The organism is Bacillus cabrialesii (assembly GCF_004124315.2).
Lineage (GTDB): Bacteria > Bacillota > Bacilli > Bacillales > Bacillaceae > Bacillus > Bacillus cabrialesii.
The window spans coordinates 1684426-1696953 of the sequence record NZ_CP096889.1; the positions used below are offsets into that span (position 1 = coordinate 1684426).

The 12528-nt window shown below is 45.2% G+C and carries 15 protein-coding genes; 14 read left to right on the forward strand and 1 reads right to left on the reverse strand.

From position 1 onward, the window contains the following. The first annotated feature begins 1 nt into the window (after position 1). The 3 genes from rpe (at position 2) to spoVM (ending at position 1520) form a co-directional block, all read left to right on the forward strand. Positions 2-655: a ribulose-phosphate 3-epimerase gene (rpe, locus tag EFK13_RS08720; protein ID WP_129505738.1), complete on the forward strand. Its 654-nt coding sequence runs from the start codon at positions 2-4 to the stop codon at positions 653-655. Positions 656-725: 70 nt separating this feature from the next. After that, the gene (locus tag EFK13_RS08725; protein ID WP_129505737.1) at positions 726-1370 is read left to right on the forward strand and encodes a thiamine diphosphokinase; all 645 of its coding nucleotides are present in this window, start codon (positions 726-728) and stop codon (positions 1368-1370) included. Positions 1371-1439: 69 nt separating this feature from the next. Beyond that, positions 1440-1520 carry a stage V sporulation protein SpoVM gene (gene spoVM, locus EFK13_RS08730; RefSeq protein ID WP_003221545.1) on the forward strand — a complete coding sequence of 27 codons (81 nt, stop codon included), beginning with the start codon at positions 1440-1442 and terminating at the stop codon, positions 1518-1520. 72 nt (positions 1521-1592) lie between these two features. On the opposite strand, the gene rpmB is transcribed toward spoVM, so the two are convergent. Further along, on the reverse strand, positions 1593-1781 hold the full coding sequence (rpmB, locus tag EFK13_RS08735; protein WP_003221548.1) for a 50S ribosomal protein L28: 189 nt from the start codon (positions 1779-1781) through the stop codon (positions 1593-1595). A gap of 278 nt (positions 1782-2059) precedes the next feature. On the opposite strand from rpmB, the gene EFK13_RS08740 reads away from it, so the two are divergent. From EFK13_RS08740 to rncS, 11 genes are all read left to right on the forward strand, one after another. Beyond that, positions 2060-2422 (forward strand): Asp23/Gls24 family envelope stress response protein, encoded by a 363-nt coding sequence (locus EFK13_RS08740; protein WP_003238605.1) that lies wholly within the window; start codon positions 2060-2062, stop codon positions 2420-2422. Between the two features lie 15 nt (positions 2423-2437). Then, the gene (locus EFK13_RS08745) at positions 2438-4099 is read left to right on the forward strand and encodes a DAK2 domain-containing protein (RefSeq protein ID WP_129505736.1); all 1662 of its coding nucleotides are present in this window, start codon (positions 2438-2440) and stop codon (positions 4097-4099) included. Between the two features lie 137 nt (positions 4100-4236). Beyond that, on the forward strand, positions 4237-4899 hold the full coding sequence (gene sdaAB / locus EFK13_RS08750; RefSeq protein ID WP_075746071.1) for an L-serine ammonia-lyase, iron-sulfur-dependent subunit beta: 663 nt from the start codon (positions 4237-4239) through the stop codon (positions 4897-4899). Between the two features lie 23 nt (positions 4900-4922). Next, on the forward strand, positions 4923-5825 hold the full coding sequence (gene sdaAA, locus EFK13_RS08755; protein WP_129505735.1) for an L-serine ammonia-lyase, iron-sulfur-dependent, subunit alpha: 903 nt from the start codon (positions 4923-4925) through the stop codon (positions 5823-5825). Continuing rightward, entirely contained in the window at positions 5803-7851 is a 2049-nt protein-coding gene (gene recG / locus EFK13_RS08760) for an ATP-dependent DNA helicase RecG (RefSeq protein WP_129505734.1), read from the forward strand. Before sdaAA ends, recG begins: the two co-directional genes overlap by 23 nt. Positions 7852-7959: 108 nt before the next feature. Continuing rightward, positions 7960-8526 (forward strand): transcription factor FapR, encoded by a 567-nt coding sequence (fapR, locus tag EFK13_RS08765; RefSeq protein WP_014113763.1) that lies wholly within the window; start codon positions 7960-7962, stop codon positions 8524-8526. 13 nt (positions 8527-8539) lie between these two features. After that, on the forward strand, positions 8540-9541 hold the full coding sequence (gene plsX, locus EFK13_RS08770) for a phosphate acyltransferase PlsX (protein ID WP_129505733.1): 1002 nt from the start codon (positions 8540-8542) through the stop codon (positions 9539-9541). A gap of 18 nt (positions 9542-9559) precedes the next feature. Further along, a complete protein-coding gene (gene fabD / locus EFK13_RS08775; protein ID WP_129505732.1) occupies positions 9560-10513 on the forward strand; it encodes an ACP S-malonyltransferase in 954 nt (317 codons plus the stop codon). Next, positions 10506-11246, forward strand: coding sequence for a 3-oxoacyl-[acyl-carrier-protein] reductase (gene fabG / locus EFK13_RS08780; protein ID WP_129505731.1), 741 nt, complete (start codon positions 10506-10508; stop codon positions 11244-11246). Before fabD ends, fabG begins: the two co-directional genes overlap by 8 nt. A gap of 84 nt (positions 11247-11330) precedes the next feature. Next, positions 11331-11564, forward strand: coding sequence for an acyl carrier protein (gene acpP, locus EFK13_RS08785; protein ID WP_003154310.1), 234 nt, complete (start codon positions 11331-11333; stop codon positions 11562-11564). A gap of 139 nt (positions 11565-11703) precedes the next feature. Next, positions 11704-12453, forward strand: coding sequence for a ribonuclease III (gene rncS / locus EFK13_RS08790; protein WP_124042883.1), 750 nt, complete (start codon positions 11704-11706; stop codon positions 12451-12453). Positions 12454-12528: the final 75 nt, after the last annotated feature.

A 12528-nucleotide genomic window follows, 5' to 3' on the forward strand; every position in this document is an offset into this window, starting at 1 on the left:
AATGATAAAGGTTGCACCATCTATTCTTTCCGCTGATTTCGCCGCTTTAGGTAATGAGATTAAAGATGTAGACAAGGGCGGAGCCGATTGTATTCATATTGATGTCATGGACGGCCATTTTGTCCCGAATATCACGATCGGCCCGCTGATTGTAGAGGCAGTTCGCCCGGTAACTGACCTGCCGCTTGATGTTCATTTAATGATAGAAGAGCCTGATCGTTACATCCCTGCTTTCGCGAAAGCAGGGGCGGATATCCTGTCTGTGCATGCTGAGGCATGCCCGCATCTGCACCGTACCATCCAGCTTATTAAAGAGCAAGGAGTGAAGGCCGGTGTTGTTCTAAATCCGCATACGCCTGTACAAGTCATCGAACATGTTTTCGACGATCTTGATCTTGTTCTTTTAATGACGGTAAACCCGGGATTTGGCGGACAGAAATTTATTTATTCAGTCCTTCCTAAAATAAAAGAGGTTAAGCGAATGGCGGATGAAAGAGGAAAAACAGATCTGTTCATTGAAGTAGACGGCGGCGTCAACAAAGAAACCGCTCCGCTAGTCATTGAAGCGGGCGCTAATTTACTCGTTGCCGGTTCAGCTGTTTATGGACAGTCAGACCGTAAAAAAGCGATTTCTGAAATCAGAGGAAGTAAATAAACAGCTAAAAAGAGAGCTGGGCGTATAGAGCCTAAGCTCTTTTTCCTGTATGCAGAGAAAGGAATCAGAGATGAAAACAATCAATATCGTTGCGGGAGGCCCTAAAGATCTCATTCCCGATCTAACCGGCTATATGGCTGAGCACATCCTTTGGATCGGTGTTGACAAAGGCACTGTCACGCTTTTAGATGCCGGTATCATTCCTGATGAAGCCTTTGGAGATTTTGACAGCATAACAGAGCAAGAACGCCACCGAATTGAAAAAGCCGCTCCCGCACTCCATGTGTATCAAGCAGAAAAAGACCAAACCGATTTAGACCTCGCTCTTGACTGGGCGCTGGAAAAGCAGCCGGATATCATTCAGATTTTCGGCATAACAGGCGGCAGAGCCGATCATTTTTTAGGAAACATTCAGCTTCTGTACAAAGGTGTAAAAACGAATATAAAAATTAGGCTGATAGACAAACAAAATCATATTCAAATGTTCCCTCCTGGTGAATATGATATTGAGAAGGATGAAAACAAGCGATACATCTCCTTCATACCGTTTTCCGAAGACATACATGAGCTGACCCTGGCCGATTTTAAATATCCGCTGAATAAGTGTCATATTACGCTCGGTTCAACACTATGTATTAGTAACGAACTCATTCATTCACGAGGTACTTTTTCGTTTGCAAAAGGCATATTAATAATGATAAGAAGCACGGATTAGCATGTGCTTTCATTCATTTGCTGAAATCAATGAACAGGCGGTTACGGGACGTTATAGGAGGGGACAAAAATGAAATTTTACACCATTAAATTGCCGAAGTTTTTAGGAGGAATTGTCCGGGCGATGCTGGGCTCATTTAGAAAAGATTAATGCCCAGGGGTTCAAAGCCCTCTTTCACCACATAAAAACGCCTGCCACATATTGAGGCAGGCGTTCATTTTGTTATACACGCTCAACTTTACCGGATTTCAAAGCTCGAGCAGATACATATACTTTTTTAGGTTTTCCGTTCACAAGGATACGAACCTTTTGAAGATTCGCGCCCCAAGTGCGCTTAGAAGCGTTCATTGCGTGAGAACGGTTATTCCCAGCTGTTGTTTTTTTACCTGTGATAACGCATTTACGTGCCATTTGTTTCCCTCCTCACTTGCACAAAACATCTACTTTTTAACATTCATATGATCTTAGATGCTTTCGATATGGATACTTTAAATAATTTACCACAGCTAAAAAACGTTTGCAACTATTGTTTCATCATCTTTCAAGAAAATTCACTTGACATCTTGCAGAAACAGCGGCGCTATAGTATATGTAGAGGGACGGGCAGCAATTGCCGGGTCTTTTCTTTTCAGAATGGAAACCATATAGTAGAATAGCTGTAACTCTATGCATTCGAAGGAGGAACTAGTGTGTCCATTGAATTAAGAACGAAGTACGGACAGATTGATATATCTAATGAAGTCATTGCGATGGTTGCAGGCGGCGCGGCGATTGACTGTTATGGCATTGTCGGCATGGCCTCCAAAAACCAGATTAAAGACGGACTGACTGAAATCCTTCGGAAAGAGAATTTCAGCAGGGGTGTCCAAGTTCGCCAAGAAGGAGAACAAATACATATTGACATGTACATCATTGTCAGCTATGGCACGAAAATTTCTGAAGTGGCACATAATGTCCAAACGAAAGTAAAGTACACAGTAAATCAAACCATCGGACTGGCCGTGGACTCTGTTAATATTTATGTCCAAGGCGTACGTGTGACGAACCCGTAGTTAGGAGGAGTAGGATTGTCTATCAGAACATTAGACGGCAGAACCTTTGCCGAGATGATTCTTGCGGGAGCGCAGAATCTGTCTCAAAACGCGAGTGCGGTTGATGCACTGAACGTGTTTCCGGTGCCGGACGGCGATACGGGAACAAATATGAACCTGTCGATGACTTCCGGAGCAAGAGAAGTGGAGCAAATGGATACGGATGATATCGGTAAGGTGGGCTCTGCGTTATCTAAAGGATTGCTCATGGGAGCACGCGGAAATTCAGGAGTGATCCTGTCCCAATTGTTCCGCGGATTTAGTAAAAGCATTGAAACGAAAAAAGAAATCAATGCGCTGGAGTTTGCGGCAGCGCTGCAAGCTGGCGTTGATATGGCGTATAAAGCTGTCATGAAACCTGTAGAGGGCACGATTTTAACAGTTGCAAAAGATGCTGCGAAAAAAGCGGTGGCCCTGGCTGAAAAAGAAACCGATATCACAGCGCTGATGGCTGCGGTGACAGAAGAAGCAGAGGCTTCTTTAAACCGAACCCCTGATTTGCTTCCTGTCCTGAAGGAAGTAGGAGTCGTCGACAGCGGCGGCAAAGGCCTGCTTTGTGTGTATGAAGGTTTCCTTGCTTCATTAAAAGGTGAAACTGTGCCTCAGAAAGTTGTTCTTCCGTCGCTTGATGACATGGTCAGCGCAGAGCATCATAAGAGCGCGCAAAGCATGATGAATACTGACGATATTGAATTTGGTTTTTGTACCGAAGTGATGGTTAGGCTAGATCAGACAAAACGAGAATTCGACGAAGGCACATTCAGGCAAGACCTCAGTCAGTTTGGTGATTCTCTGTTAGTTATTGCGGATGAATCGCTGGCGAAGGTTCATATTCATGCGGAAGAGCCGGGAAACGTCTTAAACTATGCCCAGCATTACGGTGAATTGATCAAAATTAAAATAGAAAACATGAGAGAACAGCATACTTCCATCATCAGCCAAGAAAGCAAGCCTGCCGACAACGAAAAACCGCCGGCAAAGCAGCCGTATGGCATCGTGACTGTGGCGATGGGCGAAGGCATTTCTGACTTGTTCAAAAGCATCGGCGCTTCTGTTGTGATCGAAGGCGGGCAGACGATGAACCCAAGCACAGAGGATATCGTTGAGGCTGTGAAGTCTGTAAATGCAGAAACGGTGTTTATCTTACCGAATAACTCCAACATTATCATGGCGGCTAATCAAGCGGCCAGCGTAATGGATGAACAGGTTTTTGTCATTCCGGCCAAAACGGTTCCGCAAGGGATGTCAGCCCTGCTGGCATTTAATCCGGATCAAGAAGCTGAAGCGAACGAAGCCAATATGCTGAGCGCCATTCAGCAAGTGAAAAGCGGGCAGGTAACATATTCAGTCAGAGATACTCATATTGACGGCAGAGACATTAAAAAAGGCGACTTTATGGGAATTCTGAATGGAACGATTATCGGCACTGCCGAAGATCAGCTGTCAGCCGCGAAAATGCTGCTGTCAGAAATGATCGGAGAAGACGACGAAATTGTCACTATCCTATATGGCGAGGATGCGTCTCAGGAGGAAGCTGAGGAGCTTGAAGCGTTTCTCAGTGAAAAGTACGAGGAGATTGAGGTTGAGATCCACAATGGAAAACAGCCGCTGTATTCGTATATAATTTCTGCAGAATAGAAGGGCGATTGCCCTTCTATTCTTATGTCTGCTTTTAAGTGCGGCAGCGCTGTAACGCGCCCGCTTGCCATTTTATATCTGATCAATTAGTCTAGAAGCAAAGCGCTTATAAGCTCTGGTTCATAAGGAGGAATAGCATGAAATACAGAAGCGTTTTTGATATTATCGGCCCGGTTATGATCGGTCCGTCCAGCTCGCATACAGCGGGAGCGGCGAGAATCGGGAGAGTGGCCAGAAGTTTATTTGGCAGAGAGCCTGAGCGCATCGTCGTATCCTTTTACGGCTCTTTTGCGGAAACGTATAAGGGCCACGGCACAGATGTCGCGATTATCGGCGGATTGCTTGATTTTGATACATTCGACGAGCGGATTAAAACCGCTATACAAATTGCAGAAGATAAAGGAATTGATATAGAGTTTCGAGTTGAAGACGCTGTCCCGGTCCATCCGAACACAGCCAAAATCACCATCTCTGATGAAAAGGGAGAGCTAGAGCTGACCGGTATTTCGATTGGCGGAGGAAAGATTGAAATCACAGAATTAAATGGTTTTGAACTCCGGCTGTCGGGAAATCATCCGGCCATATTGGTTGTTCATAATGACAAGTTTGGCACAATTGCCGGTGTCGCCAATGTCCTGGCGAAATTTTCAATCAACGTGGGACATATGGAAGTAGCACGGAAAGATATCGGCCAGCTCGCGCTGATGACAATAGAGGTCGATCAAAATATTGACGGTCACGTTCTCGACGAGCTGTCGAAACTGCCGAATATTATTCAAGTGACAAAGATTGCTGACTAGCGAAAGGTCAGGAGGAGCCAGTTATGTTTCGTAATGTAAAGGAATTAATTGAGATTACTAAAGAAAAGCAAATACCCATCTCTGAGGTCATGATCGCACAAGAGATGGAAGTAACAGAAAAAACAAAAGAAGAAATTTTTCAGCAGATGGATCACAATCTGACTGTAATGGAAGCGGCAGTTCAGAAAGGACTTGAGGGAGTGACGAGCCAAACGGGCTTAACAGGCGGTGACGCCGTTAAACTGCAGGCCTACATTCGATCAGGTAAAAGCTTGTCTGGCCCGCTGATTTTAGATGCGGTATCGAAAGCTGTTGCAACAAATGAAGTAAATGCAGCCATGGGAACGATCTGCGCGACACCGACTGCAGGTTCTGCTGGTGTGGTGCCGGGCACGTTATTTGCTGTAAAAGAAAAATTGAACCCAACAAGAGAACAAATGATCCGCTTTTTGTTTACGGCCGGTGCTTTCGGATTTGTTGTGGCTAATAACGCAAGTATTTCCGGCGCCGCCGGGGGATGTCAGGCAGAGGTTGGATCAGCCTCAGGCATGGCAGCTGCGGCGATTGTTGAAATGGCAGGCGGAACGCCCGAACAAAGCGCAGAGGCCATGGCCATTACATTAAAAAATATGCTTGGCCTTGTGTGCGATCCTGTTGCGGGGCTTGTGGAAGTGCCTTGCGTGAAACGGAATGCGATGGGCGCGTCAAATGCGATGATTGCCGCTGATATGGCATTGGCAGGCATCACAAGCCGCATTCCATGTGATGAGGTGATCGATGCCATGTATAAAATTGGCCAAACGATGCCAACTGCACTTAGAGAAACTGGCCAGGGCGGTTTAGCAGCAACACCGACTGGAAGAGAATTAGAGAAAAAAATTTTCGGAGGAGCGCTAGGTTCACGTGAAACAACATCAGCAAACTAGTATAGCCAACATTAAGGGTATTGGGCCGGAAACAGAAAAAACATTGAATGAACTCGGTATTTATGACATTTCTGATCTTCTGAATTATTTCCCTTATCGCTATGATGACTATGAGCTGAGGGATTTAGAAGAAGTAAAGCATGATGAAAGAGTGACAGTCGAAGGGAAGGTTCATTCAGAGCCTTCTCTTACCTATTACGGAAAAAAACGAAACAGGCTGACATTCAGGCTGCTTGTCGGCCGCTATTTAATCACAGCCGTATGTTTCAACCGGCCTTATTTGAAGAAAAAGCTTTCATTGGGCTCTGTCGTAACGGTCTCCGGTAAATGGGACAAGCATCGCCAAACCATCTCTGTTCAGGAGTTGAAAAACGGTCCGCATCAAGAGGATAAAAGCATTGAACCAGTGTATTCTGTGAAAGAAAATGTGACCGTCAAGATGATGAGACGTTTTATTCAGCAGGCGCTGACCCAATATGCAGACGCACTTCAGGATCCTCTGCCGGAAAAGCTAAGAACAAGCTATAAGCTGCCGGACTATCAGCAGGCGTTAAAAGCAATGCACCTGCCTGAAACAAGAGAAGCGTTAAAGCTTGCCAGACGCCGGTTTGTTTATGAAGAATTTTTGTTGTTTCAGTTGAAAATGCAAGCGTTCCGAAAGGCGGAAAGAGAGCAGACTCAAGGGATACGGCAGCGTTTTTCAAACGAAGAACTTATGAGATTTATCAAAAGCCTCCCGTTTCCCCTCACAAACGCCCAGTCGCGTGTGCTCCGCGAAATAACAGCAGACATGTCTTCTCCATATAGAATGAACCGTCTTCTTCAAGGGGACGTCGGATCAGGAAAAACGGCAGTCGCCGCCATTGCGCTGTATGCCGCGATCTTGTCCGGATACCAGGGAGCGCTCATGGTGCCGACAGAAATTCTGGCCGAACAGCATGCTGATTCGCTCGTCTCCCTATTTGAAAAATGGGATGTCAGCGTGGCCCTTTTGACAAGCTCTGTCAAAGGGAAGCGGCGAAAAGAACTGTTAGAGCGTCTTGCGGCGGGAGAGATTGATATTCTTGTAGGAACCCACGCTTTAATCCAGGATGAGGTAGAGTTTAAGGCGCTGAGCCTTGTCATTACAGATGAGCAGCATCGATTTGGGGTGGAGCAGCGCAAAAAGCTTCGGAACAAGGGGCAGGATCCCGATGTTCTCTTTATGACAGCCACTCCAATCCCGAGAACGTTAGCCATCACGGTGTTCGGTGAAATGGATGTATCTGTCATTGATGAAATGCCGGCGGGGCGAAAGCAAATCGAAACCTATTGGGTAAAGCATGACATGCTGGAACGTATTTTGGCATTTGTCGAAAAAGAATTAAAGCAAGGCAGACAGGCTTATATCATCTGCCCGCTGATTGAAGAATCAGACAAGCTTGATGTGCAAAACGCCATTGACGTGTACAATATGCTTTCTGATATTTTTCGGGGAAAATGGAACGTCGGCCTTATGCACGGAAAGCTTCATTCTGATGAAAAAGACCAGGTCATGAGAGAATTCAGCGCGAACCACTGTCAAATCCTCGTATCAACCACTGTTGTTGAGGTCGGCGTGAACGTGCCGAATGCAACCATTATGGTGATTTATGACGCCGACCGTTTCGGGCTGTCACAGCTTCACCAGCTGCGCGGCCGTGTCGGACGGGGCGAGCATCAATCATTCTGCATTCTGATGGCTGATCCTAAATCAGAAACAGGGAAAGAACGGATGAGAATCATGTCCGAGACCAATGACGGTTTTGAGCTGTCTGAAAAGGACCTGGAACTGAGGGGCCCGGGAGATTTCTTCGGGAAAAAACAAAGCGGAATGCCTGAATTTAAGGTGGCGGACATGGTTCATGACTATAGAGCGCTTGAAACGGCAAGGCAGGATGCTTCGCAACTTGTGGCTTCTGACGCGTTCTGGAAGGAGCCGGAATACGGTGCGCTGAGAGAGCACTTGCTGAAGAGCGGAGTAATGGACGGGGAAAAATTAAGCTGAGCACCAGAAGTTTTTGGTGTTCAGTCATAAACAATCGTTGCATTCCAATCTATGAAATTATATACTACTATTAGTACCTAGTCTTAATTGTCCGGATGGTGTTTAGATATGAGAAGAAATAAGAGAGAACGCCAGGAATTACTTCAGCAGACGATTCAAGTAACGCCCTTTATTACAGATGAAGAATTAGCGGGTAAATTTGGGGTGAGCATCCAGACGATACGTTTGGACCGCTTAGAGCTTTCCATACCGGAGCTGAGAGAAAGAATTAAGAATGTGGCAGAGAAAACGCTTGAAGATGAAGTGAAATCCCTGTCACTGGACGAAGTTATCGGAGAAATTATTGACCTTGAGCTGGATGATCAGGCGATATCCATTTTAGAAATAAAACAGGAGCATGTGTTCAGCCGGAATCAGATTGCGAGAGGACACCATTTATTTGCGCAGGCGAATTCTTTGGCTGTTGCAGTCATTGATGACGAGCTGGCGCTGACTGCAAGTGCAGACATCCGCTTTACAAGACAGGTAAAGCAGGGTGAACGTGTCGTAGCGAAAGCGAAAGTGACGGCTGTCGAAAAAGAAAAAGGAAGAACGGTTGTCGAAGTGAACAGCTACGTTGGCGAAGAAATTGTTTTTTCTGGACATTTTGACATGTACCGTTCAAAACATTCATAAAGGTGGAGCATGCATGAGAATAGCTGTAGATGCAATGGGAGGAGACCACGCTCCCAAAGCTGTTATTGACGGAGTTACAAAGGGTATAGAGGCATTTGACGATCTCCATATCACACTTGTCGGTGACAAAACAACGATAGAATCACATTTAACAACAACATCAGATCGCATCACGGTGCTGCACGCAGATGAAGTGATTGAGCCTACGGATGAACCGGTCCGCGCCGTGCGAAGAAAAAAGAACTCATCTATGGTCCTTATGGCGCAGGAAGTTGCGGAAAACAGAGCTGACGCCTGCATTTCAGCAGGAAATACCGGTGCGTTAATGACAGCCGGTCTGTTTATTGTTGGAAGAATTAAAGGAATTGACCGTCCGGCACTTGCCCCGACACTTCCGACCGTATCAGGAGACGGATTTCTTCTCCTTGATGTCGGCGCCAATGTCGATGCCAAACCGGAGCACCTCGTTCAATACGCCATCATGGGTTCTGTTTATTCTCAGCAAGTGCGCGGTGTCACTTCACCGAGAGTCGGGCTTTTAAATGTCGGAACAGAAGATAAAAAAGGAAACGAACTGACGAAACAGACGTTTCAAATGTTAAAAGAAACAGCAAACATCAATTTTATCGGAAACGTGGAAGCGCGAGACCTTTTAGATGATGTGGCGGATGTTGTAGTAACAGACGGCTTTACCGGGAATGTTACACTCAAAACGCTGGAAGGCTCTGCGTTATCTATTTTTAAAATGATGAGAGAAGTCATGACGTCTAATCTCACATCAAAGCTTGCAGCAGCTGTGCTGAAGCCAAAGTTGAAAGAGATGAAAATGAAAATGGAGTATTCGAATTACGGCGGAGCAAGTCTTTTTGGCTTAAAAGCCCCTGTAATCAAGGCGCACGGCTCTTCTGATTCTAATGCTGTATTTCATGCGATTCGGCAAGCAAGAGAGATGGTCAGCCAAAATGTGGCTGAACTCATTCAGGAAGAAGTTAAAGAAGAAAAAACAGATGAGTAGTCTGGAGGTTTTTACATCATGAGTAAGATTGCATTTTTATTCCCGGGGCAGGGTTCACAATTTATCGGCATGGGAAAAGAGCTTTATGAGCAGGTGCCTGCTGCAAAGCGTCTGTTTGATGAAGCGGATGAAACATTGGAAACAAAACTCAGCTCACTGATTTTTGAAGGTGATGCTAAAGAATTAACACTTACATACAATGCGCAGCCTGCTTTGCTGACGACAAGCATTGCTGTCCTTGAGAAATTTAAAGAATCAGGCATTACACCTGATTTCACAGCAGGGCACAGCCTTGGTGAATATTCCGCACTGGTTGCGTCTGGCGCACTGTCTTTCAGAGATGCTGTTTATACCGTCAGAAAACGCGGAGAGTTTATGAATGAAGCGGTGCCGGCTGGCGAAGGAGCTATGGCGGCGATTCTCGGCATGGATGCTGAAGCCTTAAAGCAAGTAACTGATAAAGTCACTGAAGAAGGCCACCTTGTACAGCTTGCGAATCTCAACTGTCCCGGACAAATCGTCATTTCCGGAACAGCTAAAGGAGTGGAGCTTGCATCTGAACAGGCTAAAGAGAACGGTGCAAAACGCGCGATTCCGCTAGAAGTAAGCGGTCCGTTCCATTCCGAACTGATGAAGCCTGCTGCTGAAAAGCTGAAAGAAGTATTGGACTCCTGTGACATAAAAGATGCTGGCGTTCCGGTCATCTCAAATGTTTCTGCTGATGTTATGACTGAAAAAGCAGAAATCAAAGAGAAACTCATTGAGCAGCTCTACTCTCCGGTCCGTTTTGAGGAAAGCATTAACAAACTGATTGCAGAAGGTGTGACGACTTTTATTGAAATCGGCCCTGGAAAAGTGCTTTCAGGCCTTGTGAAAAAAGTTAACAGACGTTTAAAAACAATTGCTGTATCAGATCCGGAAACGATTGAGCTGGCAATTCAAACGCTTAAGGAGGAAAATGAAAATGCTTAATGACAAAACAGCTATTGTCACTGGCGCATCTCGCGGAATCGGCCGTTCAATCGCCCTTGACCTTGCAAAAAGCGGTGCGAATGTTGTCGTGAACTACTCTGGCAATGAAGCGAAAGCAAATGAAGTGGTTGATGAAATCAAATCAATGGGCAAAAAAGCAATTGCTGTCAAAGCGGATGTATCAAATCCTGAAGATGTACAAAACATGATAAAAGAAACGTTATCTGTTTTTTCTACAATTGACATTCTAGTTAATAATGCCGGAATTACAAGAGACAATCTCATCATGAGAATGAAAGAAGATGAATGGGATGATGTCATTAACATTAACCTGAAGGGTGTTTTCAACTGCACAAAAGCTGTTACAAGACAAATGATGAAACAGCGTTCAGGCCGGATTATTAACGTATCATCTATCGTCGGCGTCAGCGGAAACCCTGGACAAGCCAACTACGTGGCTGCAAAAGCTGGCGTGATCGGCTTAACAAAATCTTCTGCTAAGGAGCTCGCAAGCCGCAATATTACGGTAAATGCGATTGCGCCTGGATTTATCTCAACTGATATGACAGATAAGCTTTCAAAAGACGTTCAAGACGAAATGCTGAAACAAATTCCGCTCGCACGCTTTGGAGAACCGGGTGATATCAGCAGCGTTGTCACGTTCCTTGCTTCAGAGGGAGCCCGTTACATGACAGGCCAAACGCTTCATATTGACGGCGGAATGGTGATGTAAGTTTTTTTCTCAAAAATTTCATCATAGTTTCTCTAGTTTTTTAAAAACGAATCCACTATAATACTTGAGGGGAGGTGAATTGCTATGGCAGATACATTAGAGCGTGTAACGAAAATCATCGTAGATCGCCTTGGCGTTGATGAAGCAGACGTCAAACTTGAAGCTTCTTTCAAGGAAGACTTAGGTGCTGATTCCCTAGATGTAGTTGAGCTTGTTATGGAACTTGAAGACGAGTTTGATATGGAAATTTCTGACGAAGATGCTGAAAAGATTGCAACAGTCGGCGACGCTGTGAACTACATACAAAACCAGCAATAAGCTGATGCTAAAAGTCCCGCCGAAACGCGGGGCTTTAGCCCTTTATTCGTGCAGTTATTACAGCATGCCGCTTTTACGCGCGCTGTATCCGGTTTAGTCAGAGAAGCGCGGTGAACCTGATGTGCCTATGGAGGTTACTATGTCAAAACACTCACATTATAAAGATAAAAAAAAGTTCTATAAAAAAGTAGAACAATTTAAAGAGTTTCAAGAACGGATTTCGGTTCACTTTCAAAATGAAAAGCTTTTGTATCAAGCATTTACACATTCATCTTATGTGAATGAGCATCGGAAAAAGCCGTATGAAGATAATGAAAGGCTTGAATTTTTAGGTGACGCTGTTTTGGAACTGACGATCTCCAGATTCTTATTTGCCAAGTATCCGGCTATGAGTGAAGGAGATTTGACGAAATTGAGAGCTGCGATTGTATGCGAGCCGTCTCTCGTTTCATTGGCTCACGAACTGTCATTCGGCGAACTTGTCCTGTTGGGGAAAGGTGAGGAAATGACAGGCGGAAGAAAGCGTCCCGCACTATTGGCGGATGTTTTTGAGGCATTTATCGGAGCCTTATATCTTGACCAGGGATTAGAGCCGGTCGAAAGTTTCTTAAAAGTCTATGTGTTCCCTAAAATTAACGATGGTGCTTTTTCTCATGTGATGGATTTCAAAAGCCAGCTGCAGGAATACGTGCAGCGGGACGGCAAAGGCTCCCTGGAGTATAAAATCTCCAATGAAAAAGGACCTGCGCACAACCGTGAATTTGAAGCCATCGTATCTCTAAAAGGTGAACCACTCGGAGTCGGAAACGGCCGTTCGAAGAAAGAAGCCGAACAGCACGCAGCTCAGGAAGCTTTAGCTAAATTGCAAAAACACCATACGAAACAATAAAATCCCCCTGAATCGTAAGGGGGATTTCAGTATGTATGCCGTCTTATTTCACCCATGTTTATGATAGAATTGAAA